The 26,871-nt window shown below is 70.4% G+C and carries 12 protein-coding genes; 2 read left to right on the top strand and 10 right to left on the bottom strand.

The window, feature by feature from the left end; all coding sequences use genetic code 11:
- Window positions 1-697: 697 nt before the first annotated feature.
- From GR130_RS27875 to GR130_RS27830, 10 genes are all read right to left on the bottom strand, one after another.
- Window positions 698-2,653, bottom strand: coding sequence for a hypothetical protein (locus tag GR130_RS27875; RefSeq protein WP_159507258.1), 1,956 nt, complete (start codon window positions 2,651-2,653; stop codon window positions 698-700).
- Window positions 2,650-4,761 carry a hypothetical protein gene (locus GR130_RS27870; RefSeq protein ID WP_236573574.1) on the bottom strand — a complete coding sequence of 704 codons (2,112 nt, stop codon included), beginning with the start codon at window positions 4,759-4,761 and terminating at the stop codon, window positions 2,650-2,652. Before GR130_RS27870 ends, GR130_RS27875 begins: the two co-directional genes overlap by 4 nt.
- Complete coding sequence (locus GR130_RS27865; protein ID WP_159507257.1) at window positions 4,758-7,361, bottom strand: hypothetical protein; 2,604 nt, start codon at window positions 7,359-7,361, stop codon at window positions 4,758-4,760. The genes GR130_RS27870 and GR130_RS27865 overlap by 4 nt, the downstream gene beginning before the upstream one ends.
- Complete coding sequence (locus tag GR130_RS27860; RefSeq protein WP_159507256.1) at window positions 7,358-10,840, bottom strand: tubulin-like doman-containing protein; 3,483 nt, start codon at window positions 10,838-10,840, stop codon at window positions 7,358-7,360. Before GR130_RS27860 ends, GR130_RS27865 begins: the two co-directional genes overlap by 4 nt.
- A 129-nt stretch (window positions 10,841-10,969) precedes the next feature.
- Complete coding sequence (locus GR130_RS27855) at window positions 10,970-13,285, bottom strand: choice-of-anchor X domain-containing protein (protein ID WP_236573572.1); 2,316 nt, start codon at window positions 13,283-13,285, stop codon at window positions 10,970-10,972.
- Window positions 13,286-13,360: 75 nt separating this feature from the next.
- On the bottom strand, window positions 13,361-13,906 hold the full coding sequence (locus GR130_RS27850; protein ID WP_159507255.1) for a Pycsar system effector family protein: 546 nt from the start codon (window positions 13,904-13,906) through the stop codon (window positions 13,361-13,363).
- Window positions 13,903-14,961: a hypothetical protein gene (locus GR130_RS27845; protein WP_159507254.1), complete on the bottom strand. Its 1,059-nt coding sequence runs from the start codon at window positions 14,959-14,961 to the stop codon at window positions 13,903-13,905. Before GR130_RS27845 ends, GR130_RS27850 begins: the two co-directional genes overlap by 4 nt.
- Window positions 14,954-17,485, bottom strand: a complete 2,532-nt coding sequence (locus GR130_RS27840; protein WP_159507253.1) for a hypothetical protein — start codon at window positions 17,483-17,485, stop codon at window positions 14,954-14,956. The genes GR130_RS27845 and GR130_RS27840 overlap by 8 nt, the downstream gene beginning before the upstream one ends.
- A gap of 5 nt (window positions 17,486-17,490) precedes the next feature.
- On the bottom strand, window positions 17,491-18,342 hold the full coding sequence (locus GR130_RS27835; protein ID WP_159510263.1) for a hypothetical protein: 852 nt from the start codon (window positions 18,340-18,342) through the stop codon (window positions 17,491-17,493).
- A 106-nt stretch (window positions 18,343-18,448) separates the two neighbouring features.
- Complete coding sequence (locus tag GR130_RS27830) at window positions 18,449-19,159, bottom strand: Crp/Fnr family transcriptional regulator (protein ID WP_159507252.1); 711 nt, start codon at window positions 19,157-19,159, stop codon at window positions 18,449-18,451.
- A gap of 3,148 nt (window positions 19,160-22,307) precedes the next feature.
- Here GR130_RS27830 and GR130_RS27825 point away from each other — a divergent pair.
- Both GR130_RS27825 and GR130_RS27820 read left to right on the top strand, forming a co-directional pair.
- Complete coding sequence (locus GR130_RS27825; protein WP_159507251.1) at window positions 22,308-23,042, top strand: WXG100-like domain-containing protein; 735 nt, start codon at window positions 22,308-22,310, stop codon at window positions 23,040-23,042.
- Window positions 23,039-26,866 (top strand): RHS repeat-associated core domain-containing protein, encoded by a 3,828-nt coding sequence (locus tag GR130_RS27820; protein WP_159507250.1) that lies wholly within the window; start codon window positions 23,039-23,041, stop codon window positions 26,864-26,866. The genes GR130_RS27825 and GR130_RS27820 overlap by 4 nt, the downstream gene beginning before the upstream one ends.
- Window positions 26,867-26,871: the final 5 nt, after the last annotated feature.

The following is a 26,871-nucleotide window of genomic DNA, read 5'->3' as shown; positions in this document are numbered from 1 at the left end:
TGGGGTTTCTCCTGGGGCATTCCGTGGGGGTTCGTGTCGGGTTCATGCGGAGCTGTGTGCGTTGAGACGTGCTTCTCTGCGGTGTTAGGGCCCTGACCTGCGCTGTTGTCAGCGTGTGTCGTGGGGGTTCATGTCGGTCTTGAGGGTTCGTGAGTCGAGGTCCGTCCTGCTGTTGGGCGTGGTCGGTGTAATGCACGACCTCTGCCGGGAGGCATCCGGGGTTGAGCAGTGACGGGGCGAGAAACTGGGATGGACATTCCCTTCCGAACTCGTTCTCTGACTCCCTGGCCTTGGAGCCCGACTCCGTCGATCTCCTAGTAGTGCTTGGCCAGGTTCACTTGTTGGTGACGTACCCGTTTGTTCGCGTGTGCTGTTGACCAGGTGTGCTGGGTGGGGTGTTGACCGCAGTACGGTGTGATCTGAAGGACTTCGCGGCGCAGATGTTCGAGCCATTTGCGCGCGTGGATCAGCGTCGACGCGGCGGCGTGTACCCTTCGCCTGCCTGAAGGACCCCCGCGGCATCCGCTTCCTGCGCATTTCCCTGTCCCTGATGGGCTGACTGGCCCGCGCAGCTGGAGTGCCCGGCTACGGCCATCAGTGCCCGTGCCCCCGCCCGCCATGCCCCCGCCGGTCCCGGACCATACGACGGTCCGGGACCGGCTCTGGGATCAGGAAGTCCCGTGCTCTCTGGGCAGGTTCACAGCGAGATCAGCACGAGCGAGAGGAGGAGCAGGGCGATCACTCCGGCGCCGGTCCCCACCACGCAGCCCAGGCTGTTCGTCAGCTCGGAGAGCCGGGATGGGGAGGTGCGTGGTCCCGGGCCGAGGTCGGTGGGCTCGGGGGATGAGGTGTACGCCGGGGTGGCGAGGGGTTCGTGGGAAGTGGTGGACTGTGCGGGGCTCTGGCCGATCACGTCCCGCAGGATCTGCTGCCACAGGATCGGCGGCAGTTCGGGGGCCCGCCCGTTCCTGGGCGCGATGATGGCCTCCCGGAGCCAGTTGCCCGCGGCGGGGTGGCGGTCCCGGCACATGCGATGCAGGAGTTCTTGTAGATCGCGCAGATAGCGTTCGTCGCCGGCGAGGGGGGCGACGGCCCAGGTGAAGAGGTCGGCCGCCCGGCCGGCCAGGGCCGTCCGCGAAGCAGGTTCCGTGCCCGGCTCGTTCGGCGCGAGGTACAGGCCGTTGCGTAGCACCTCCGCGCACAGCGCGTGCCGCATCTCCATCCCGCGTTTCCGGACACGGTCGTCGTCCCCGAGCGCGTTCAGCAGCAGTTCCACGGACTCCGGCGGCAGCCCGCCGGAGCGCAGCTCGCGCAGGAGCAGATCGTCAGGCAGGGTGCGGAGGCGGTCGGCCAATTTGCCACGCTGCGCGGCGTTCCTGCGACGGAGCACATGCAAGTCCTCCAAGACCTCGTGGAGCGGGGTCGGTTCGGTGTCGGCTGCGGGATAGCCGGTGGCGGGTGCCGTGGGACGGGGGGCGGGCGCGCGGCCGGGGCGCGGAGGTGTCGTCGGGGGTGAGGAGGGTGACGGTGAGGGGGTGGAGACGGACGCGGGGGCTGAGGTAGGCGTCGGGGTGAGAGGGGCGGGATCCGGCTGGAGGGCCGGGGGCGGGGCGGTCGCAGCAAGGTCCGGTTCCCGGTCCGGGAGGCGGGGCGGAGTGGCCGGGTGGGGGGCGGTCAGGCGGTCGGCGTCCAGGATGTCCTCAAGCAGGGCGCGCCGTCGCGGCCAGTCCAGCGCCGCGCCGCCGCCGAGCCCGTCGACCAGCTGCGGCACCCCGGGACGGTCCGCCGGGTGCCCCAGGAGGTAAGCCACGAGCTGGGCCGCCGCCCTGTGCTCGAACCGGGGATGGGCCGGTGGGCGGCACATGACCCGGGCCAGCGGACCGGAACCGCCTGTGTCCGGCTCCCAGCGTGGGACGCTCATCAGCCGCAGCGGGTGGGTGTCGACCATGTCGTATGTGGCGAACGTCCACTCCTGACCCAGCCAGGGACCGAAGAGCATGAACAGCCCCAGATACACCAGCGGCGCGGCGTCCTGGCCGGGCCAGCCGGGCAGCTCCTCCTCGCCCGTGAGCAAGGACACCCGCTGCGTCGGATCGCGCAGCCACTCCGCGGTGACCAGGGTCAGCGCATGCTTGACCGTCGGCAGCAACTCCCGCATTCCCGGGAGTCGTTCCCGCGCCAATTTGTCGAGTGCCGCGCACTCCACCACGTGCTGCCGCCCGGTGGCCTGCTCGGCGGACTCCCGTTTGCCCCAGCCGCCGTGCGCGAGCCCGAGGCACTGACGGGTCTTCAGGGTCTGCGGCTCACCGACGAGGACATGGCTGACCGTGCTGGGCCGGCCACCCCGGTCGGTGGTGGGCCAGCGCTGGACGAGCATGACCTCACCGTCGCGGGACAGGGTGCGTACGACGCTCTGTCGCGGGGCCGGCGCGCCGGACACCCACAGCAACGGGCCTAGTTCCCTGCCCAGTTCCTCGGCGCGCTCGGCCGAGCAGGAGTGGGCGACGGCCTTCATGCCGGTGCCCTGGCGTCCCTGGTTGCCGTCCCATCGGAAGACCACCTGGTGTACCGAGCCCGCGGTACCGCTGCTGCCCTGCCCGGCCGTGCCAGCCGATGCCCGGAGAGCCGGTCTCCGGTCCTGGAAGTCGTTCACCGTTCTTCCTCTCCCACAGTTCCTCTGGCTTCCGGCGACGGCACGGCTTGCCTCGCGTCCGGCCCTCCGACGGCGAACGCCTCGGCACCGCCCGGCACTTCGATCAGCCCGTGCATCGCCAGTAGCGACAGCAGCGGCTCCAGCACCCGCCGGGGCCCCGCCCCGGCCGGATAGCGGCCGTTGTCCTCCTGACCGCCGGTGGCCGACGCTACGTGCAGGGTGCACCGCCGGATCGCGTCGAACGGGCGCAGCCACGCCTGGCCGGCATGGTGGCGCAGCAGCCCGTAGACGTCCCGGCTCTCCTCGCGCATCAGCGCGGGGTCGAGCGAGGTGGGCGCCGCCTCGCCCAGCCACCGGTCGACGGGTGGCTGGAACCGCAGGAGGTCCGCCTTGCCAAGCACCATCGCGGCCGCCACGTCGAGGTACGGGCCGTTCTTGGGCAGCCGGTCCAGGACGGTGCCGAAGGCGAGATCGCCGTCCCGGTTCACCTCAAGACCCCAGCGTTCCCTGGCGTGGTCCAGATGCGGCAGTGGGAGAGCCAGCGCCGGGTCCACGACGAAGAGCATGGCGTCGACCCCGAGCAGGAAGCGGAGCGCGGCATCGGTCCGTACGAGGTCCTCGCCGCCGAGGTCGAAGAAGGCGACCGGACGTACCCGCCCGCGGGCGTCGGTGATCAGGAGGGACTCCACGAATCGGGCGAAGCCGTCCAGGCCGAGGGCGCCGGTGTGGTCGAGGACCTTGCCGTTGCGCAGCGGCTGCACCCGTTCCCGTACGAAGCGCGCGTGCTGCTCCGGGTTGACGGACTGCCACTTCAGTCCGAACGGCTCCAGGCCGCCGTCGGTGATCTCGGCGATCATCTGGGTCAGCAGATGGCTCTTGCCGGTGGAGGACTGGCCGACCATCGCGACGGTCAGCGGCCGGCCGTGGGTGAGGTAGGGCACCGGGATGAAGTGCTCGGGGAAGTCCGGGTCCGCTGTGCACTTCTGGACGGCGCCGCGCATGATGTCCTCGCGCCGCAGGGGGTTGCCGACGCCGGAGACGTCCAGCGGCTGGTACTGCATCCTGCTGTCGGTGACGAACAGTGACCTGAGGTCGAGCTGGATGGCCTCCAGGCAGTATGGGCAGAGGACTTCTCCGTTGCTCCGCCCGGGCGGCGTCCCGGACCCGTCGTGGGGTTCGGGGGCGGGTGCCAGCCGCTTGAGGTCGAGCGCTTGGTCGAACGCCGTGCGGTGCGGGCGCGTCTCGTCGGCGGGAACGCTCAGCGCGACGCGCCGGGCGGTGCCCGGGGTCAGGAGGTCGAGCAGCCGCCCGGGGGTCGGCCGGTCGGCTGCCTGCGGAGCGAAGGCGTCGCGCAGCGTCTCGGCGAGCACCCGGTGCTCGGCGAGATCGGCGGGTGCCCGATCGGATGGACCGGGCCGGCCGGTCACCAGCTGGTAGAGCACCTGGGCCGCGCTCCAGACCGCGTCCCGGGGGTCGACGCGGCCCTCGCCCCGGCGCTGTTCGGGCGAGCAGTAGGGCGCTCTGCCCCACCGGGTCCTCGGTCGGCCGGCGCGGGCCGCCCCCTCCAGCCCCCAGAGCTGGACCGAGGTGCCGTCCCAGAGCACCGTGGCCGGCGAGATCCCGCGCAACACCAGGTCCTGGCCGTCGAGCACGCACAGCGCCAGCAGCAGATCACGGGCGAGGACCCGCTGGTCGGTCGCGGACATCACATGGGTGCGCACGGCGGCGATGCCGCGCGGCGCGGCGTACAGCAGGAAGGGCTCGGCGGCGTCCAGTTCGTAGCCGATGATCCGCGGGAAGAGCGCCGCGTACTCCGTGTCGTCGAGCGCCCGGTGCAGACGCAGGGCGGTGCTCGCCTCCACGTCCAGCAGTGCGCGCGCCGCCGGGTTCGCCGCGTCGGCGGCGGTCAGCCGCACCTGGACGCACTGCTGTCCCTCGTCGTCGAGGAGGCCGTTGCGGATCCGCTGGGGCAGCAGCGGATCGCGGCGGGAGGTGCGGCCGAAGCGGACCGGGGCGATGCGGCGCCGCCCCGAGGCGAGGGTGAAGGCGAGGGTGGTCCGATGCGAACTGCCCGGCTCCACCAGGTCGGAGTGCGAGGTGCTGGTCACCAGTGGTCGCCGTCCCTTCGTTCGCACGCGTCCACCGGGTCGGCCCCGGGGCTCTGGCGGGGCCGGACGGTGTCCACGACCCCCATCCGCAGCGGGGTGAGCCGAATCAGACCCGCGTACCGTCCCGACGAGGTCCACAGCGCCTCGTGCGGCTGGGCCGAACCGCTCGTCCGCCAGGTCTTCTCGACCTCGCCGCGCACCGCGTCCGGGGCGAATCTGATCCATACCGCCGCCGCCGGGTCGCGGCTGAGCAGCGTGCCCTGCTCCGGTGAGGACAGCTGCACCACGGCGCGCCGGTCGGCGTCCGCGCCGACCAGTTCGGCCACCCGGTGCGGGTCGGTCCCCAGCAGGTTCGCCGAGGTGGCGCGGGTGCGGTGTCCGGCGACGAACGGAGGCGGGGCCAGCACCCCGTTGCGCCGGAGGTGACAGCGGGCCGTCGACAGCAGGTCGCGGACCAGCTTCTCGGTGCGCCGGACGGCGAGGGCGCCGGCCTGGCCGCGTTCGACGGCACCCCAATAGGACTTCATGGCGACCAGGGCGGCGTCCGTCAGATCACCGGCCAGGGTGGCGACCAGCTCCGGTCCGCCTTCGCCGCTCTCGCGGTCCAGCCAGCGCGGCACCCCGACGGTGCGGTCCTCCCACGGGTCGGCGGCCGGGGCGGAGGTTTCCTCCTCGTCGGGTTCGGCGGGCTCGTCCCCGGAGGGCGCGTCGTCCCAGGCGTACACGCTCGCCCAGTTGCTGTCCGCGTCGTCGGCCGCTGCGAAGGCGTCCGCCTCCAGGGCCGAGGCGCTGGACAGCCAGTCGTCCGCGACGGGCGGCTCAGTGCCGGACGCACCGGCGGCCGCGGGCCGCTCCGGCTCGGGCATCGCCTCGGCGTCCGCGGCGTCCGCCGTCGCCCGCAGCATGCCGGCGACGGACCGGGCCGCATCGGCGCAGTACATGCGCTCCTCGGCGGCCCAGTGCTCGCGGACCGCCTCGGCCAGCAACCCATCGAGCCCCTCCAGGGCCCGGCGCAGCGCGGCGGTCCCGTGGCCCGCGGCCCAGGAGTCGGCCGCCGCACGCCAGAGCCGGCGAGCCGTCTCCACCGCGGCACCGAGGCCCGCCAGCAGACCGGCGGCACTCAGCCAGAGCGGGGGCGTGGCCGCGTACGCCACCACCACCCCGGCTACCGCGCCGCCGGCGGCCGCGATCCGGGGTCCCACAGCCCAGCGGACCGGGCGCTGGGCACCTCGCAGACGGGATGCGCCGAGCAGCGCCACGCCGACGAACACCAGCGGGACGGGGATCGCCAGCGACACGAAGGGCCCCTGCCACAGCGCACCGAGCAGCCCCGCGGTGGCCGCCGCCGGCAGACCCACCACGGGGCTCGGCAGCGGGCCACCCCGCGTCCCGGACCGCTGTGCCGCCGCGTCGGAGACGGGGGTGCCCCCGCGTGAGCCCGTTCGTGCGCCGGAGAGGCCGGCGAGCTTCGGCAGCAGCGCGGAACCGGGCACCGGCTCCACCCGCCCGGCCAGGCCGGTGAAGCGCTGAGCCACCGCGCGCAGGGCCAGCCCCCGCCCCAGCAGCTTCTTGGCGAACTCCCGCAGTCCCTCGCCGATCCGCTCGCCCACGCCCTCGGCCGAGGGCACCCGCAGACCGAGGGCCGCGAGCCGGGCCGCCACCTCGGCGGCGGACGGTGTCGTGCCGGAGCCACCGCTGTGCAGGGCAGTGCCGACGAGGTCCCGGTAGTCGCCGAGCGCCTGGCGCGCCTGGTCGAGGTCGGCCTCGAACGCCTCCCGGCGCGAGCCGCTTAGCAGCCCGGGGAGGGCCCGCAGTCCGGCCAGCGCGTCCTCGGCGTCGTCCAGGGCGTACGCGCACGCGCGGTAGGCACTGTCCGCCACCCCGCCCGGCTCCCGGTGCCGCTGGTCGCGGCCGCCCCGGCCCGCCACCAACCCCCGCAGCGGCTCGGGCAGTTCGGCCGTGGACCAGGCGGTCACCGGCAGATCCGGGGCGGGTTCAGTGTCCTCGCCCGCGAACCGGGTGAGCGCGTCGCGCCAGGCCCGGTCGCGGACCTCCGGCGGCAGGTCCTGCTCCAACAGCCGCACCCCGGGCGCGGCGACCGCGTCGGGCAGCGATCCGACGTCGTCGAGCACCCTCAGGAAGACGTCCGGGACCGACAGCACATCCACCAGGACCGCCAGCGCCTCCGGTTCGTCCGGCGCGGGCTGCTCCAGTGCCGTGCGTGCGGAGCGCAGATCGCCCGCCCACAGCAGGCCGGTGCCGGAGGCCCGCAGCACCGCGGGCCGCACCAGCCGCCGGTCCGGCGGGAACGCCTCGTCCTCATCGGCGGACGAACCGGGCGCGCTGCCGACCAGCAGGACCAGGATCCTGATCTCGCCCGGGGCCCGGTAGGCGGTGAGCAGTTCGTACTGCCGCTGATGGCCGGTCAGCCCGGCCGGGGTGTCGACGACCAGGAAGAGCGGGTGGTCGGGTTCCGGCAGTCCGGCCCGGCCGAGTTGCCGGGCGACCGTGGCCCGCAGAGCGCGGGCGGTGCCGAGTTCCGCCGCCCCGGCGCGCAGGTCGAGGTGGACGACCGCGCCGATGTCCTCGGGGTTGATCACTCCGTGTCTCCGTCCCAGGGGTTGCGTCGCGAGCGGTCCCGGCCGCCGTCGTCGGCGGCCTCGTACGGACGGGGATCGCCGGGCTCGTCCCACGGCACCGAAGACCGATCGGCTCCGCCGGAGTGCCCGTTGACGCGTTCCCCGGAGGAACGCGGGAGCCGGTCGTCGCACGCGTCGTCGTAGTCGTCCGCCGGGGCGCGTCGCGCACGCTCGTCGATGCCGCCGCCCTGGTAGGCGTCGGTGGAGGCCCGCGGGGCGGTGCCCCAGTCGTCGTCATCGGCCACGGAACGCCGGGGTTGCGTGAACTCCTTGCGCGGACGTGGCTTCGGTGTGCCGCCGCGGACGTGCTCCAGCAGCGTGCGCAGGGTCGGCTGGACGGCGCGCTGGTCCCCGAACTCGGCGTCCAGCGCGGCTGGCAGTGTCTCCGCCCAGAACTCCCACAGCGGCCGCACCCATCCCTCGACCTGCTCGCCGCCGCGCTCCCGGCGCCCCCTCAGCAGCTCCAACTGGCGCGGGGCGGTCTTCTCTACCAGCTCGACGAAGAGCGAATGCGGTTCGCTGCCATTCCTGGCGAGCCCCAGCGGCTGGGCCGTCATCAGCTTCTCGCAGTAGTCCTCGACGGTCCGCTCGTCGTCGAGGACTATCCAGCGTTCGTACGAGCGCAGCAGCTCCGCCCAGCTCGACACGCCGCCCGGGAAGTCCCCCAACCGCAGCCGGACGCCGGGCACTTGGTCGCCCGTCTCAGGGAAAAGACGCAGCCGGATCCGGCCCGGCGACGCGGGGTCGCCGTCCAGCACGTCCAGCTGGCCGTTCCACATGCAGCACAGCAGCCGGTGCAGGATGGCGCGGCGGTCCTCCGCGCTGCTGACCATCCAGCTGTCCCGGAAGCCGAGCCGTTGACGCCACCTCAGCACGTCCTGGGCTTGCTCGGAGTCCTTGGCCCTGGCCCACTGGCGCAGCACCTTGCGGGCCTCGGGCACCTGGGTGAGGCTCATCTCGCTACGGAAGAGGACCACGGTGATCGAGTCGCTCTCCATTCCCCGGTACTCCACGGCATTCTTGGCGTCGGAGGGCAGCCGCAGCGCCTTGCCGAGGAACTCCTGCACCTCCTCCACGGCCTGTACGCGCGGGTGCGTGACGAGCACCCGCAGCGGTCCGGTGCCCTCCGGGGTGAAGCCCACCGGCAGCAGGCCGGTCAGTTTGCGGCCGAACAGGTCGAGCGCCTCCTTGCTGACCTGTTCGGCGGCGTCCGCGTCGCCCGCCGCGGCGGCCAGCAGGGTGCTCATTGGCGGCAGCAGCGGGCGCTCCTCCAGATGTTCGCCGCTCTCCGCGAACAGCCGGGTGATGCGGCCCTCCAGCTGGGCCTTGACGGCCGCCACCGCGCTGTCGGGGTTGCGGCGGCTGAGCGAGTGGGCCCTGCGCCAGATGTCGCCGTTGATCATCTTGAGCAGGAGCGCGGCCTCGTCGTCGTGCTCACGCAGCCCCTCCCGGCGGATCAGCCGGGTCACCAAGTCCTCGTAGAAGTGGTTGAGGGTGCGCTGCGGCGGGAGCAGATACGAGATACCGGTGCGGTCCTCGTACAGGTCGAGGCCCTTCTGCGCGGAGACCTTGCGTTCCCGCTCGGAGTGCGTGAGGAAGGCGTTCACCAGGCGTCCGAGGTCGGTTCCGGCCGCATCTGCCTGGGACTGCCAGCGCTGCTGCTGCTCGCGCCACGCCTCGTGCCACACGACCCGGCAGCGCCACTGGTACCAGATGTTCTGCGCCTGGAGCGCCGCCTGCACGTCGTCGTCGCCCCAGCGGGCCGGCGACATACCGGCCAGCCGGCCCCTGATCCGCGGGATCTTGGGCGGTTGCTCGGTCACACCCGGCGGGCGCTGGGGGGCGACGGCTCGGCTGTTGAGCATGCCCAGGAAGCCGAGCCGGGCGATCGGTTCGTCGCTGTCCGGGACGCCCCGCACGACGCGTTCGGCGAGGAAGGGGTCGACAGTCTGGAGGAGCTTGTCGATGGCGGGGCGCGGGGCGAACCGGTCAGCCATCGAGGCAGCCTGGCGGTCCGCGACGGACTGGAGGTCGGACAGCAACCGCTGCATGTCCGCGATCCGTTCGCCCAGCGCCAGCTCGATGGCCCTGCTGCCGCGCGGCAGCGGTTCGGGCTCCGGTACCGGCAACTGCTTGCGCTCCCAGAGTTCTTCGAGCTGGGAGTCGGCGAACAGCTGCCGGATCATCGGCACCGCGGTGTCCCGCAACGAGGTACGCGGTCGCTCCACGAGATCCGTGACGGCCTCCCGCAGCAGCCGGCCGGCAACCAGGTCGGCCAGCTGGTCCATCGGGGCGGTCATGGAGGCCACCAGGCTGGTGGAGACGCCCTGCCGGCCGATGCCGGTGGGGGACAGGGCGCTGCGGTGCACGCCCCGGTTGATGAAGCTCGCGGCAAACGTCTGGTAGTCGTCGTCGGCCGCCGCCATCCGGCCCCGGGAGCGGCCGTCGCCCAGCTCGGTGCCGACCAGGGACATCACCAGGGAGACGATGGAGCGGCGCAGGTCGTCCTGGCGGATGCCCGCCGTCGGGCTGAACAGGAACGCCGTGGGCAGAATGCCGGTCCGCAGCCGGATCGGTGTCGTGCCCGGGTAGCGGATGCCGATCCCCGCCTCGTGATCCAGGTCGCCGATCTCCGCGCCCTCCGTCGGCGCGTTCTGCCCATCCACCAACCGGAACAGGTCGACCACGGCGCGGGCCGCGTTGAGATCCGCCTCCCGCCCGCCGCCGGCGGCAGACGGGAACGAGGAGGGCATCACGACCAGCGGGTAGATCTTCACCCCGTCGAAGCGGCGCATCCGGAACGCGTGGTTGATCAGGTGCAGGTAGTCCAGGAAGATTCCGGCGCCGGTGCCTCCGGCCACCGAGAAGGCGACGAACACGTCGCAGCCGTTGACCTTGCCGCCGCCCAACTCGCCGAGCTCGCCAGCCGACTTGGCGATCGCGTCGATCGCCTGGAGCAGCGGCTCCAGGACCGGGGCGAGGCTGTGCCGGAGGGTGGCGAACAGGGCGGCCCGCCCGACGGTGGGCAGCTGGCCGGCGCCGTTGTGGAGCGGGGTGACCTTCGGCTCGTCGATGCGCGGCGGCAGCCAGTCGGCGACCTCGTCGCGCAGGCTCGCCCGGAGCATCTTGGTCACTTCCGGTGAACTGTCGAAGTTCGGCAGGAGATTGTGGGTGGCCCGGGAGGTACGGGCGTACGCGGCCCGCAGCGACGGGTCCACGTTGAACTGCGGCAGCCGCTGGAGATCTGACTCGCTGTAGTCCGCGTACACGAACTGGAGGCAGTCGGGAAGCTGGTAGGGGGCGTGGCCGCCGAGGCGGCCGGTGAGCGCGACGCCGTCCGGGCCGCACAGCTCGGCGCGCAGCCTGCGTTCCAGTTCGGCACCGACCAAGCCGCCGGTGCCGCCCAGACCGACGAAGAGCATCGGCTGGAAGATCTTCATGGGTTTCCTCCCGTTGCGGCCGTATCGCGGACGGTTCGTCCTCGATACGTCTGTGGACTGCCCGCGGCACGGTGGCCGCGGTGCGGTGTGCGGGGGCGGGCCGGCGACGCACCGTTCCCGCCCTGCGCCTCACCGGTACGACTCGTAGGCGCTCGCGCTCTCGCCCTCACCGGTCGTGGGGGTGGTGGCCGTGGTGGTCCGGGACCGGGAAGGCCGTGTTCTGCGGGCCTTCGGGGTGCGGGTCTCCTCGCCGAGGGACAGGCTGAGCGTGTCGGTCAGCGGGACGCTGCCGTGCGCGGGTAGCCGGGTCCGTCCGCCACCGCGCGTGCGCAGCACCGCGCCGCCCTCGGGGCTGCGCTGGATGGCGTACGGGCCGTGGCTGCGCCGCTCGATGCGCGGGCTGCGGTGGGGTTCGACGACGGCGAACTCGTACCACTGCTTGTGCCCGTGCCCCGCCGGGTGATCGTTGAGGACGTCCCCTTCCTCGGAGACCAGTTGCAGCACCAGACCGAACGGGTCCCTGCGCATGCGGCGCTGTCGCAGCAGGGCGATGGCCGCCGCGATGGCCAGCGCGATCAGGACGGCGGCGAAGAGGAACGCCCACCAGTACGTGTCCCAGACGCCGGGTTCCGGCGTCAGCCGCACCGAGAGCGGCGACCGCACCAGCGCCCGGTTGCCGTCCGTGGCGTCGGCGACCGTGACGGTGCCGCCGAGGCGCAGCCCGTCGCCGTGGAGGCGGCCCCCGAAGGCGCCTTCAGGACCGATCTCGACGGTCACCTTCCGCGTCCCGGACTCGCCGGGCTTCACCTCGATCTCGGCCGGGGTGACCGAGAGCAGCCCGGGCTGGAGGTCGGTGACGGACAGCCGCAGGGTGTGCCGGGTGCCGCTGGTGTTGTGGACGGCCAGGGCGCCGGTGACCGTGGAGCCGGGGTGGGTGTCCGCGGTGGGCAGGGTGAGCGCGGCGGTGACGGGCAGCTCGCCGGGCGCGATCTGGCCGCTCTCGCTGCGGGTGTCGGCGGTCAGCCCCGAGGCCGTCAGCGTGCCGCTCGCCTTCAGCGCCCCGTTGGCACTCCTGGGGATCTGCACGGTTCCGGTGAAGGAGCCGTCGCCCGCCTCGCGGTCGGGCCCCTTTCCGTCGTCGGCGAGGTGCACCGGCAGCGGGGCGAAACCATCGCCGGTCAGCTCGCCGCGGACCTGCAACCCGGCGTAGTCGCGCGGGTCCTTGATCTCGTAGCCCTCGCGGGTCTGCAACCGCATGGTCACCGTGGCCTTCTGCCCGGCCTGCGGCGACGGCGGGTCCATGGTGATGGCGCCGCGCAGCTCGCCGTGCCACAGCGCGCTGACGCCGACTGGCAGGGAGCGGTGTCCTTCGGGGGCTTCGACCTTCACCTTCCAGACGCCGGGCACCGGGTCGGTGATCTTCAGCGCCTCGACGGCGTGCCCGGCGCCCGCTAGCTCGAACCGCGACTTCTGGTACATCCCCGAGGTGGGTACCTGGTGGCCGCTCGGGTCGAGGTAGGTGACCGTCACCTCGGGGTCGCTCTTGTCGACCACGATGGTGCCCACCGTCGCCAGCGGCGAAATGCCGATCTCCAGGGTGGCGGGCGGCCGTTCGGTGGTGCCCTGCGCGTACCGCAGGCAGTGCGCGGCGGCGAAGATCTGCTCCAGCATCGGGCCGACGTCCTTCGCCCCTGAGACCTTGCCGGCCTTGGGGAGCGCGGAGGGCAGTTCGACGCAGCCCTTCTGGTATCCGCCGGCGGCCATCCTGTCGAGCTGCGTCTTGTCCGGTTCGGGGCCGAAGCCCAGCGGCCAGATCTGGACATGCTGGTCGGCGGCTTCCTTGAGCGCCAGCTCCAACTGCCGTTCGCCCTCGGCCCGGCGATGCGCGGGGTCGCCGTACTGGGGGCTGTCGCTGACGTCCAGCATCCCGTCGGTGAGCAGGAACAGTACTCGGGGCACCGACGGGTCGGAGCCGGTGCCGAGCTCGTGCACTCCCTGGCGTATCGCGCTCGGGAAGTCGGTGCCGGCGCCCTCGCTCTTCTTGCGGCTGCGCAGCTTGCCGACGCACCCGCCGATCGACTCGCGCCCCGCCGCGTCCAGCGCGGTCCGCGGGCACACCGGGTCCACCGCGCGCTGGTCGCTGGACTCGGCGTCGGCGAATCCGAATACCGTGACATGGGAGGACGGGGTGACGTCGCCCAGCGCGATCCGTGCGGCGGCGGCCTTCTCGGCCGCCATGTCCTCGGGCGCGAGGCTCGCGGACTCGTCCACGGCGACCGCGTAGTCGACCGCCCCGAAGGCCGGCTGGGCGTCCGCCGCCGGCACCGGATCACGGCCGGGGGGTGCCAGCAGGGACACCAGTACCGCGGCGCCACACAGCACACGGGCCGCGCCGCGCCGCGCCCGGCCCCTTCTCGTCCGCCGGCTTGCCCTGACTGTTCCCACGGCCGTCCCCTTGCTTCGTCTCTGCTTCGTGTGCGTGATGGCCCCGCGCCGCCCGGCGGCGCGGGGCGGCCGCGGTCAGCGCGCGGTCAGACTCCAGGTCAGTGCCAGTGCCGCGGCGGGGCTCAGCGCGCCCACTCCCCAGCGGATGGCCCGGTATTTGGCGGCCAAGATCGCGCTGACGTCCACGGCCTGTGTGAGTAGCCACCCGGCCGGATCCCGGCCCGCCTCGGCGATCTCGGCGGACAGCCGCCCGATGTCGCGGCGAGACAGCAGGTCACCGAAGTACGTCACTCCTTCCTGGGTGCGGAGCGTGCCGGTGCGCGGCATGAGCGCCCGGACCAGCGCAGCCACCGCGACCGCCCAGAGGACGCCCGCGGCGACCAGTGTGAGGTCGGCGGGCCCGTGCCAGTCGGGTACGCCGTTCCCGCCGATCAGGAACGCGGGCAGCGCCAGCGCCGCGGAGAGCAGCACGGCCGCCTTCGAGTCGGCTCGGCCGAGGTCCTCCCGAACCGAGGTCAGCAGGTTTTCGGCGATGCGTTCCCCGGCCCGGTCGCGACCGTGCCGACCCTCGTCCGGCACGACCGGGTCCGGGGAGGTCCGCGCCTCGCCGTCGGCGGTCATCGGTCCTCCTCCACCCAGGACCATCCGTCGTCCCGGTTGCGGCTCCGGCGGCGCGGCGGCTCCGGTGCCGTGTCCTCGTCCTTCCGCAGGGAGGGCCGGTACTCGGTCCGGGAGGGCGGTTCGTCCGCCACCCAGTCCGGGGTGAAGGGCTCGGCCGCAGGCGGCGCCAGCTCCGGGGTGTTCCGGCGGGCGGGCAGCGAGCCGATGGGCCCCTGGACGCGGTGGCGGCCGCGGTTGAGAAGTTCCAGCGCCTGGGTCTCCACGTCGTTGGAGTGGATCTGGCCACTGGCGACCATGCCGAAGAGCCGCTCGACGCGTTCCTTCTCGTCCTGCCTGCCTTCCTGGCGGATCTTCTCCAGGAAGGCTTTGGCCGCTTCGGGTTCGGCCGCCAGCATGTAGCTGAGCTGGTCCAGCTCCCCGCCCTGGAGCATGGCTCGGAACTTGTTCTGGTGCACCCGGGTCAGCTCGGCCGAGGCACGGGCGTCCCGGATGCCGTCCATGTGCTGGATCGTCCGGTCGTCCACCCGCAGCCGGACGTACAGCCGTACCCGCAGGCCGAGTTCGGACCCCAGGTCGTCCCAGCGCCCGCTGGCGCAGTGCCGGGTGATGTCGCGGTCGGCCTGCTCGGCCTCGGCCACCGGGTACTCCGAGGAGACCTCGCGCAGCCGCTCCAGCACCGGGGCGGTGAGCCGCTGGGCGACATCGGTCACGACCTCGGTCGCGGCCAGATACGGATCGCTCACGGCCCAGTGGATGTCCACCTCGGCCTTGAAGAACGTGGTGCCGCCCGCGGCCGGCAACTCCATCTGGAGCGTCGTCTCGAAGGTGCCGAGCGCGATCTCGCAGACGGTGTACGGCCGGGCCAGCGTCCGCTTGTCGTGGTGCTCGACGCCGGTGACGGTGACCACGCTGTGGCCACCGTTCCGGTAGAAGAGCACCGAAGCCGTCCGGGCGCTCGCCTGCCGGAACGCACCGGTCGGCGTGTACTCCCGCAGGAACGGACCTGCGGGCATCGGGCCCGCGGCAGCGCCCCCGTTCGCCACGTCCTCAGCCATGCCTCTCCTCCTTGCCCGTCCGGTCCCGCGGCGGGACGGCGAGCCGCCACAAGGAGCGCGCCTGTGCGTCGGGGAGCGGATTCTCCGGATCGTTCATCATGCGGCGCAGCAGCCAGTCCAGCCGCCGCCGGTCGTGCTCCTCGGCCGTCAGGGCGGGCAGCAGTGCCGCCAGGCCCGGCCGGGTCCACTCTGTGCCGTCCCCGCGTTCGGCGGAGCGCAACAAGGTGTCCAGCGCGTCCATGGCCACCTCCTGCGACCGTGGGGTGTTGAGTGCGGTCCACAGCAAATCGGCCATCGGGCCGACGAGTTCGGGGTATGTGGCGGCCAGGGCGAGCGCCAGCGGCCAGTCGCCGCGGTCCCCGAGCGGGGAGCCGGGCTCGTCGTCCAGCACTTCGGCCACCCGGGTCACGGCGAACCGGACGGTGGTCGCCAGACCGAGGTCCTGGTACGCCTCGCGCGGATGGTGGGTCCAGTCGGCCAGCCTCCGCAGCACCGTCGCGCTGTCCCGGAGCGCCAGCAGCCGTACGACGTTGAGCGAGGCGACCGCCAGCTGCTCCCCGTCATCGCGGCCCCCGATCCGGGCCAGGGCGTTCAGGCTGGCCTCCGTCGTGGCCGCCGCGTTCCCGTAGCCCAGCGCCATCGCCGCTGTCCAGCGGAGGGACTTGGTCCCCTGCCGGCTCCACTCGTCGACCAGGTGCTGCACCGCCTTCCGGTGCGAGGCATGACCGGCCGCCTGGTCGATCATGGTGGCCGCGAAGATCCTCCGGCGTGCGGTGGTCGCCTCGGCGAGGGGCCGGATCAGATCCGCGTAACCGTGGTCGAAGTCCCGTACGCACAGTTCACCGGCGGCCACCGCGGCCCGCATCCACACCTGGGGGCGGGGATCGTCCGCCAGCAGCCGCAGCCAGCGGACGACCGGTGCCCGTACGGGGAAGTGCCGGTCCCAGATCTCGGACAGCACCGCGGCGGGCAGGGCTGAGCCCCGATACCAGATCAGCTGGGCTTCCACCTCGGTGCCGGCCACCTCGACCCGGCCGTCGACGAGTTCGCCGCGCGAGAGTGCCAGGTCGGATTCCGGGTCGTCGCAGAACAGCGGGCGGGCGGGGGTGCTGTCCGGATCGGTCTGTACGGACAGTTCCCAGGTCAGCAGATGGGCGGCGGCGGCCACGGCACTGTGCGAGGCCCCGCCCAGTACGGCGAGCGCGATACGGAATGCCACCGGGTGGAACAGGGCCGCCGTGCCCGGCCGCACCACCGCGCTCCCCTCGGCCGGGGGCGCTGCCGCCACCCGGTCCACGCCGACGAACCACTCCTGGGCCTGGGCCGCGGCGAGGCTGCGGCAACCGGTCAGCAACTCCTTGTAGGAGACGTCCTCCAGCAGATGCCCGGCCAGCAGCGACGCCAGCAGCTCGGCCTCGGCGGGGCGCAGGTCCTTCAGGCCGACCGCGTCCCTGACGTCCTCCCGGCCGGCCAACTCCTCCGCCTGGCTCAGCAGGTCCGCCACCCGATGCCCGTCGTCCGGCACGTTGCCCCCGGCCTCGGCGACATGGTCCTCCAGCCGCTCCCGCAGCCGGGTGGTGAGCAACTCCTTTGTGGGCACGGGTAGGCACAGCATTCCGTACCGCCCGGCAAGCAAGGGGTTCGCAGCCGATCCGACCGGGACGACGATCACCGCGAACCCCTGGCACCTGTCGAGGGCAGCGGCCAGTGCGTCCAGGTCCATCGCGTCCGGCGGCGGCGAACCGGTTTGGGTGAGGGCGAGTTCGAGCAGATACCCGGGAGCGGGTTGCTCCTCGGTGGCCTCGCCGCCCGGTGCGTCGCCGAGCGATGTGGCCAGCCCACGTACGTCGGCTTTCGGATCGACGCGCAGCACCCGCGGCCGAGTCGGCGGCTCCACGCCTGCGCAGCTCACCGCGAGGGCGGTGACCTCGTCTAGGAGTGCGAGCGCGGTGCTGGTGCGTCCGGTGCCGGGCGCGGCACCGAGTACCAGCAGCCGGCGGGCACGAAGCGCGTTGCGCAGCGCCGTGTACCCCTCCGGCTCCACATGGACCCGGCGGAGCCTGCGCAGCTCCTCTTCGGGTACCGGCCCGCTGCGCATCCCCTCGGCGGACTGGTGGGCGTCCATCCGCAGATGGATGTCGCCGATATGGGCGCTCCGGATGTACGAACGGTCGAAGCTGTTCAGGTCCCGGCCAGTGTCGAACAGTATCCGGGTGGAGCGGCGGGCCCGCGACGCGGCGGCGAGATCCGTGGGCCCGTCCTCGCTCTGCTCCTCAGCGAGCGGATCGCGGGTGTACTCCCTGAACCGTTCCGCGGCACGCTCCCGTTCGTGTTCCCTCTCCGCGGCCTCGTCGCGGGTGGCGTCCCCGTCGCCATCCGCCGCGCCGGCTTCCCGGGGCGCCCTGTCGTCCCTCTCCCCGCCCGTGGCCTGGTTGCCGGCGTTGTCGGCCTCGGGAGACCTGCCGTCGGCCGCCCTCCCGGGTGCGGGTTCGGGGGAACCGTCCGCCTGATGTTCGTCGGGCATGAAGCTCAGCCCTTCCGTCGCTCGGCGCCGGTGATCCGCCCGATGTGGACGGACTGCTGGTAGACGTTGTCGCTGTGTTGGGACAGGTCGCCGTGAACGGTGTATCGGGCGCCGGAGGCACCACACCGGTCGCTGTCGTCCGCACCGGCATCCGCGGCATTGTCCGCGTCGGCGGCCCCGACGTCCCTCTTATCGGGCTTCTCGGGCATCCGTGCATCGGCGGCCGGCGGCGCATCGCCCATGCCCGGGCCCGTGCCGAAGTCCGTGCTATCGGGAATCGCCGGAACAGGCCGACCGGGAAGGTGGAACCAGGCGGTGACCTCGCCCTCCTTGAGCGCCAAGCGGGCCGCGGAGTAGCGCGCGGGCTCGATGAACTTGCCGCCGCTGCTGACCACGTCCTCGTACAGCGAATCGGAGGCCACCAGCACGAGGTCGGCCCGCTCGGCGTCCAGCAGCCGTCGGGCGACGGGAGAGTCCGCCAGCCGGCAAGCCAGGTCGACCGCGCGTCCGCTGATCCCCCGGTCGTCGTGCCGGACCGGGCCGACATGCATGCCCACGCGCAGCCCCAGAGGTACGCGCAGGGCACGGTTCTCGTCCCGCAGGTTCTCGTGCACCTCGACCAGCCACAGGCCGAGCAGCCGGGTCACCGCGATCCGGCCGGCCACCGACAGCAGCACACCGTCGCCGCGGTCCTCCATGTGGACCGCGTCCCGTGCCACCTTGGCGTGGGTGAACGCCGCCTCCAGGACCCGGTAGATCCGGGCCCGCATCCGCGGCTTGTCCACGTCGTCGTACGTCCCGGAACTCCGGGCGTCGACGCTGATCACCAACTCGTAGCGCGCCTCGCCGACATCCATCGCGTCGTCCACCCCGTGCCCCTGTCCTGTTCGGTTGCCGTCACCCCGAGCTTCGGGCCCGGGGCCAAGGCCGTCTGTAGCCGTTTACACACGACCGGGCGTGGATTTACTCGTGATGACCGTCCGCCAGGAGGGCGAGCAGTGCGGGATCGAGGATTTCCACCATCCGGTTGCCCGTGCGCACGAACTTCTGGGTACGCAGCAGCCGCAGTGCCTTTGCGACGGCTTCGCGGGTGGCTCCGACCGTGGCGGCCAGCTCGTCCTGGGCCATGTGGACGACGGTGCCTGCATGCGAACGGCCCGGAACGGAAGGGGTGTAGGGGCCAGAGGGTTCGGCGCGGGACAATTCCGTGAGCCGGGCGGCCAGGCGTTGCAGCACGGTGAGCGAGGCGAGTGCGGACCGCTCCTGGTCGGCGCTGCGGAGCCGGAAGGTGAGCTGGCGGATCACCAGGCTGCTGACTCGTGGGTGCAGCGCGAGGAATCGACGGAACGCGTCTCCTGAAATGACCTGCGCCTCGATCGGCCCCAGGGCGCGCACGGTGGCGCTGCGGGGGTGGCTGTCCAGCGCGGCCATCTCACCGAGCAGTTCACCGGGACCGCGCAGGCCGAGGATCAGCCTGGTTGCACCACGATCCGTGGCCACGGAGACGGTGGCCCACCCCTGAAGAATGATCACGACGTGACTGGACCCGTCGCCCTCCGCCAGAAGTTGGGCATCGGCCGCATAGCGCTTCCGGTGTCCGAGGGCCATCACGCCCTCGCTTTCCTGGGCCGTCAGAGCCCGCGCAAACGCCAGCTCGTCGCCGAGCAGCCCCATGGCCATTCCCCCCACGGCAATCCGTATGGCCTGAATTTCGTTGGCGCCGATAGTCGCAGAGTGACGCTTCGGACGACGCTTCGGATGGACTGAATCGCGCCATGTCGCCTGTACTGCACGGTAATTGGCGAACCACCAGCAAAATCCTGCTCCGAACCTCCATCGAATCCGGACACATGTTCCCCTTCTGTGCGGTTGCCCGTACTTCCCGACCGCCCGTCGTGGCCCCTGCATCCCCCGACGTCCCGAGGTGGGGACCGCTCCCGGGGCCAACCGGGCGCATCGATGACGGCAGTGAGATCCGGGCGGCGAGCTTGGCGAAAACTCGGGTTTCGACCACGTGGCAATTCAGCCCGCATCAAGGGGATTTGACTATTCCGCAACGAACCCGCAGAGACTCGGAAGAAGGTCACCACCACAAGGGGATGTCGAAATGCCCCTGATCGGCAGAAGCGGCCCCAGCGGCGCGCACGCCGCGAAGGTCCAGACCTGACGTTCGACCCCGACGGCGGAACGTCAGTCAGCGGCAGCGAACCCCGCACGACCAATTCGTGGAAATTTGCGGTGATTTCTCGCGCGGCAAGGCGAGCGAGGTCCACGTCTCAGCCCGCCAGCCCGCCGGATAACCGGATTCACCGTACTCGCGAGTATCTCCCGCCATACGGAAGGGAAATTCAGAAACCGAGTTCAGCAACAGTCTTCAGACCGGGGCGAGGCGGAGAGGAGGGCCTGGCGGGCGCATGGCCCTCCTCCTCCGCCTCGCGGGGCCTGTGTGGGATATCCGTTACAGGCAAATGGGGACGACGCCGACGCAGTCGTCACCGCCGCCACCCATGGCCGCCGACAGCCTCGAAGCAGGTGAGCCTGTTGCCGTCGACGAGGGCCTGAGCGAAGGGCATCCCGCTGGCTCGTGTTTCTTGCTGTGCGTCGCGGCTGCAGCCCAGTTGGCCAATCCATGCCTGCCGTGAGTGAGCTGCTGTCTTTGCTGGTGGATCGGGGGTGATCGGGTGCCGCCATGGTGGACACCTTCTGGACCAGTGCCGTGTTTCATCGCCGCCCAGTACCTTTCAAGCGTGCGTGCTTGAGAGGTACTGAGGTGGAGGGGCAGTGGGCGGCCACGCGAATGGGCGGCTTTGGCCTTGACGGTGCGGTACCTCGTGCTAGTGAGTCCAGGCGGTGAGGACGTGCTGCTTGCGCTCGTGGGCAGCAGCATCAGGAGAACCGGCCATCACCAGCCAGCTGCAGGCCGCTGCGACGATGACGCCCTCAGTCTCCGTCATTCTCGACAACTTCCTGCCGCAAGAGATGGCGGATGAGGACCCAAGACGGGTCACCGCTGCGCGCGGAGAGCCGTCCCCGTCGGAGCCATCCCACGCGCGCGGGGAACAGCAGGTCCTCCCCCGGAGCAGACTTTCGCGGGGGCAGGTGGTCGAGCCGTCAGAAGGATCAGACCACTCTGTCGATGGTGCCTGAGCCGCGGCTTGCCTCAGGCATCGTGGACAACTCGCTCGCGAGGGCCTGACGTGCCATTGTGACGAACTCCCCAGCGCTGGAAAACCGAGCGCGGAGTGCTTCTGAGCGTGCTGACACATCGATTTCGGCGGCACTGCATGTCATACCCGATTGGGAGGTGACGATGCGCGAGTGGAGCCGGAACTCCTCACTTACGCTGCGAACGACTTCGGCTCCCCGCTCTGCGACCTCCTGGGGCCCGACCAGCCGGACCCGGAGGTATGTCTCATCGAGGGTCCTACGGGCAGCAAACCCCGCCTCCCATCGCCCTGCGTCTGGAAACGGTTGGATGAACCACCTATCGTCCAGCGCTCGATATGCCTCGTCAGCTTGAGACAGAAACTGCTCGTACGACTCCCGAGCATCTCCCGAAAGTCAATTGCTCGCAGCTCAACCCGTTCCTCGCGTGCCAGCACTCCCTGATGTCGTGCTTTCCTAGCGGTTGCCCATACCGAGGCCGCTCCTGCCAGTCCGGCAGCACTCAGGCTCGGCAGCGAGGTGATCAGTGCCACCGCGATCGTGTCGTTCATGGCGGCCATAGTTTCCCCTCGTTCGGCCTCGGATCACGCGAACCACTCCGTGCAGGCCCTGGCACGCCGCAAGAGGGGACATCATTCCGATCTGTTACGCGCGGCCCGGATCCCAAAAGGAGGCTGTGGCCGGGCATCGGGGTTCATCTCCTGTACCGATAGCAATGTGTACTGCTCCGTGCCCGGCTCACCTCCGCCTGTACGGAACGAACGAGCAGGCGGCCCCACGGGCGACGAAGAGGCAGGAGCCTGCAGGCTCGCCGAGGGTGTTCGCGCCTCCCCGGATGCGGGTGGTTCGCGGCGACGCCCGCCGGCTCACTCCCACGGCGCGCTGCGCTCCACCCTCGCCCGACCTCATGCCTCCCGCACGCTGCTATCCACCTGTCACGGACGCCGACGCATCGGCTGAGGTGAGTGGTCCCGCGTTCGTGGCGACGAGGGCGTATTCGTTGTTGCGGGTGCTCTTGTGGGTGAGGAACGCGGTCACGGTGGTCAGGGAGGGCAGCGCCCCGGTGGTGATCGTCTCCGCGTTGGGGAACTTGCCCGAGGGCGCGCTAGATGTAGCAGATCAGGCTGGCGACGCCCAGTCGGACACGGCCCAGGGCACGACCGGTTTCCTCGCCGCGTGGGCGTTTTGATGCCCGCGAGGTTGCAGAGGACAACGCCGGCGACGGCAGTGGCGAGGCCAGCGCTGCTAACCAGTCTGAGCACGCCACGTGACGGAACTCCGCGTGCGGGCCAGGCAAGTGGTGGGGCAGCAGGTTTCAAGGCTAATCGCTGTCAAGGTGCTTGAACGTGCCAGTGTCGGCGTGGACCGAAGCCGTCTCTCGTAGGGTCATGACCTCTGTAGAGCGCCGGCGTACACGCGTGTCGCCCAGGGACAGCCTGTGGCCTCGGGCTGTCATGCCTCCGACTCCTCACCGGGCCGTGCCGGCACTCTGGTAGGGGCTGCCATCGTGGTAGGGCGTAGGCGGGCGAGCGGATGCAAGAGGAGCCCTTGCCGCCGTATCCGCGGATGATCGTTATTTGGCTGCATATTTACCCTTGCATTACTCCCTCTTGAATGTCTTCTGATGAGCTGTCACGGATACGAACGGGGGATCAGCATGGCGATCGAACTGCCCAGTCAGGTGGTGTCGTTCCTCCAGTTCATCGGAGTGAACTGGCCAGACATCAATGAGGACAAGGTCCGCGAGTTCGGCTCTCACGTGCGGGATTTCGGGCAGAAGGTGGATGACACCCACAAGGATTCCACTTCCACGGTCAAGCAGTTGGAGGACGTGTATCAGGGGGCGTCGTATGAGGCGCTGCTGGCCAAGTGGGGCCAGATGTCCGACAGTCACATGACGGAGCTAGTCAACGCCTGTCACGTGGTGGCGGACGCGCTGGACATCGCGGCCGACACGATCGTGGCGATGAAGGTGGAAGCCATCGCGGAACTCACGGTGCTGGCCATCACGTTCGTTGCCGACCAGGCCGCGGCGGTCGCCACCCTGGGCATCGCGGAGGCGGCCGAAGCTCTGGTCATCGAGGCCGCCGAGAAGCTCATGGACTACCTGGTGCAGCAGCTGGAGCAGTACATCATCGGCCAGGTCATCGAGGCTGCCATCGATCCGCTGATCGAGACGGTGGGCAAGGCGGTGGGCGGCCTAGTCTTCCAGGCCGCCGAGTCCGCCCTGGGCGTCTCCACCAGCGGGGGCGGAGGGCGTTCGGGCGAGAGTTTCTCGATCCATCCGGAGGCGCTGCACGCGCGCGCGGAAAAACTGCATGGGCATGCTCGGACGGTGGCTTCGCATGCCGCGGAATTTGAAACGAAGGCTGCGGGGGTGAGCTTCGTATGAGCAATCCGATCGTGAAGGCGCTGGAGCACGGCGCGGCGAAGCTGGGCAAGGCGCTGGGGAAGGATGCGGGCAAGGCGGTCGAGGACCTGTATCACGGGGCGGGCCATCGGTTGAAGAAAGTCGCCACCAACCACGCCGAAAACGACAAGGGACTTGTCGACCATTTTAAAGGCCTCGGCAAGAGCGACAAGAAAGACCTCACAGCCCTCAACAGCGGACGAGGTGGTAGCGGCCTTGGCGGCAAGAGCCGTAAAGGGAAGGGACGCGACCAGCTCGGCAAGGACCACCCCAACAACAGCACGCGGACCGAAGACAGCGTGTGCTCCGGCGGCAGTGACCCGGTCGACATGGCAAGCGGCAAGATGTATCTGCCGCAGACCGACGTCTCGCTGCCCGGAAGGCTTGCGCTGGACTTCTCGCGCCGCGCCGAATCGGGTTACCGGATCGGTCGGTGGCTGGGCCCCTCGTGGTCGAGCACCGCCGATCAGCGACTGGAGATCGACGACCAGGGCATCGTCTTCGTGACGCACGACGGCCTGTTGCTCTCCTATCCCCACCCGGTCGGCGACACACCGGTGTTGCCCGAGTCCGGCCCACGCCGACCCCTGAGCCGGGACGGGAACGGCGACTACGCCATCTCCGATCCGGCCACCGGACTCGTGTGGCACTTCACCGCGCACGACGACGCTCTCGCACTGCTCGATGAGATCTCGGACCGTAACGGCCAGTGGATCGGCTTCGACTACGACGAGGTCGGCACACCAACGGACATCCGCCACGGTGCTGGCTACCACCTCAAACTCACGACGGACGACGGGCGCATCACCGAGCTGCACTTGGCCGGTGCCGGCCCCGAAGGGACCGACCAGCTGTTGGTGCGCTACGGCTACACCGACGGCGACCTCACCGAGGTCGGTGATTCCGCCGGTCGCGCGACACTCTTCGAGTACGACGGGGCTGGCAGGATCGTCTCCTGGACCGACAGCAACGGCAGCCGGTACGACTACTCCTACGATGACCAGAACCGGTGTGTCGCGCAGGGCGGCGTCGCCGGCCACGTCAGTATGCGGCTGTCCTACGACCAGACCGTCCCTGCGACCGGTCTGCGCGTCACCACGGCCATCGACTCCCTGGGGCACACGAGCCGCTACCTGGTCAACGATGCTCTTCAGGTGGTAGCCGAGATCGACCCGCTGGGCGGCACCGTCCGTACGGCACGCGATCGCTACAACCGCGTGCTTGCGACCACCGACGCTCTGGGACGCATCAGGCGCTTCGCCTATGACGAGGCGGGGAACGTGGTCTCGCTCACGCGCCCTGACGGTCTGGTGACCACCGCCACCTATAACGCTCTCAACCTCCCGGTCGAAATCATCGATCCGGACGGGGGCATCTGCCGGCAGACATACGACGAGCGCGGTAACCGCACCTCGGTCACGGATCCCAGTGGTGCCACGACTCTCTACAGTTATGACAGCCGTGGTTTTCTCACGAGCGTCACGAATGCCATGGGCCAAACGGCCTTCTTCGAGCACGATCCGGCCGGATTGCCCACCACTGTCACCGGCCCACAGGGGGCAATCACGCGATGCTGGCGCGATGCTTTCGGCCGCGTCATCGCGGCGACTGATGCGCTGGGCCACACGACGCGATTCTCCTGGACCGTCGAAGGCCACCTTTCCGCCCGGACCGAAGCCGATGGCACCAGCGAGTCGTGGACATACGACGGTGAAGGCAACTGCCTCACCTCCACCGACGCCATGGGCAGGACGACGAAGTACGAGTACACCCACTTCGACCGGATGACCGCCCGGCACGACCCTTCGGGCGTACGTTACGAGTTCACCCACGACACCAATCTCCAGCTCACCAAGGTCACCAACCCACAGGGCATGGAGTGGAGTTATGTGTACGACCCGGCCGGCCGCCTGATCTCCGAGACCGACTTCGACGGCCGGACGCTCACCTATGCGCGTGACGCTGCGAGCCAGCTGGTCGGCCGGACAAACGCCCTCGGCGAGGAAATCCGCTTCAAGCACGACCTTCTCGGCCGGGTCGTCGAGAAGACAACGCCGGAAGGCCGAACCTGCTTCACCTACGACATGTCAGGAAGGCTCCTTCAGAGCGCTGGCTCCGATGCGACCGTCACCCTGGAACGCGATGCACTAGGTCGCGTCCTGGCCGAGACCGTCAATGGCCGAACGCTCAGGCACACTTACGACGTGCTCGGCCGCCGCACCCACCGGTGTACACCTACCGGCGCCGAATCGACACAGGTATATGACACCGCGGGAAACCGCACCAAGTTGGTCGCATTCGGCCATGACATCGACTTCACCCATGACGTAACCGGCCGCGAAGTTCTGCGGTCCTTGGGTGAAAACGTTGCTCTCTCCCACACCTGGGACGCCGTCGGCAATCTGACCGGCCAGTCGCTGACGACCGCCAGCCGCACGGTTCAGCGAAGAGCCTTCACCTATCGGGCCGACGGCAATCTCGTGGGTATCGACGACCAGCTCAACGGGCCCCGCAGCTTCGAGCTCGATGTCGCTGGGCGGGTCACCGCGGTTCACGCCCACAACTGGGCCGAGGCATACGCGTACGACGCTGCCGGGAACCAGACGTCCGCCGACTGGCCCGCTCGGCACGCCAGGGCGGAAGCGCACGGGCCCCGCACCTACAACGGAACCCGCATTATCGGTGCAGGCCGGATCCGGTACGAACACGACGCCCAGGGGCGCATCATCCTCCGCCAGAAGGCTCACCTTTCACGGAAACCCGAAACCTGGTGCTTTTCCTGGAACTCCGAAGACCGTCTCACCGCCGTCACCACCCCTGACGGGCAGCTCTGGCGCTACCTCTACGACCCCCTCGGCCGCCGCATCGCCAAGCAGAAGATCGCCGATGACGGCACCATCCTGGAACAGGTCGATTTCACCTGGGACGGCACCAACCTTGCGGAGCAGACGACCCGTTCCGGCGGCCCGGCCCACGCCCTCACTCTCACCTGGGAACACGACGGGCTGCAGCCGATAGTCCAGTACGAACAGAAAACGGCGGCGGCCGACGCGCCGCAACGGGAAGTAGACCAGCGATTCTTCGCGATCATCACCGATCTGGTCGGCACCCCAACCGAACTTGTGGACACGGCGGGCGACATCGCCTGGCGGACCCGTGCCACTGTCTGGGGCACGACCACCTGGGCCACCAACAGCACGGCTTACACCCCGCTGCGGTTCCCCGGCCAGTACTTCGACCTGGAAACGGGCCTGCACTACAACTTCCATCGCTATTACGACCCAGAGACGGCCCGTTACGCTAGCTACGACCCGATCGGTCTTGCCGCTGCCCCCAGCCCGGTCGCCTACGTCGGCAACCCGCACTCGTGGGCGGACCCGCTCGGACTTGCTCCCAAGTGCAAGCCGCGACCGCGGGACGGGTACTCGTCCGCCCCGTTCGTGGAGGACGACCCATATTCACCTGAATCAGTTCATAGACGCAGTGATGCCAACCGGGCATATTACGAGACGCCGCAGGACATTCATGACCTGGTGGGCAGGGTCGTCGCAGACCCCAACTACCCGCAGCGGCAAACCGGGCCGCGCCATGACCGGCGACCCGACTTCTACGAAGCGTCGGGGGGTGTTCGAGGGACCCATCGATGGCGGGGTGCGCCGATTTACGACAACGGTGACCCGTTCAGTCAGGCGCGAGTCGTCGTCCACCCAAATACCGGAGAAATAGCCTACTTCGGCAGAAACAAGAAAACCGGCGAACACAACTACAACCAACTTGTTCCTTACCCCTGGGCGAGGAGAAGGTAGGGTAT

The sequence above is a fragment of the Streptomyces sp. GS7 genome, from assembly GCF_009834125.1.
GTDB lineage: Bacteria > Actinomycetota > Actinomycetes > Streptomycetales > Streptomycetaceae > Streptomyces.
Note: the sequence above shows the minus strand (reverse complement) of the source record. Positions and strands in the feature narration are given on the sequence as shown.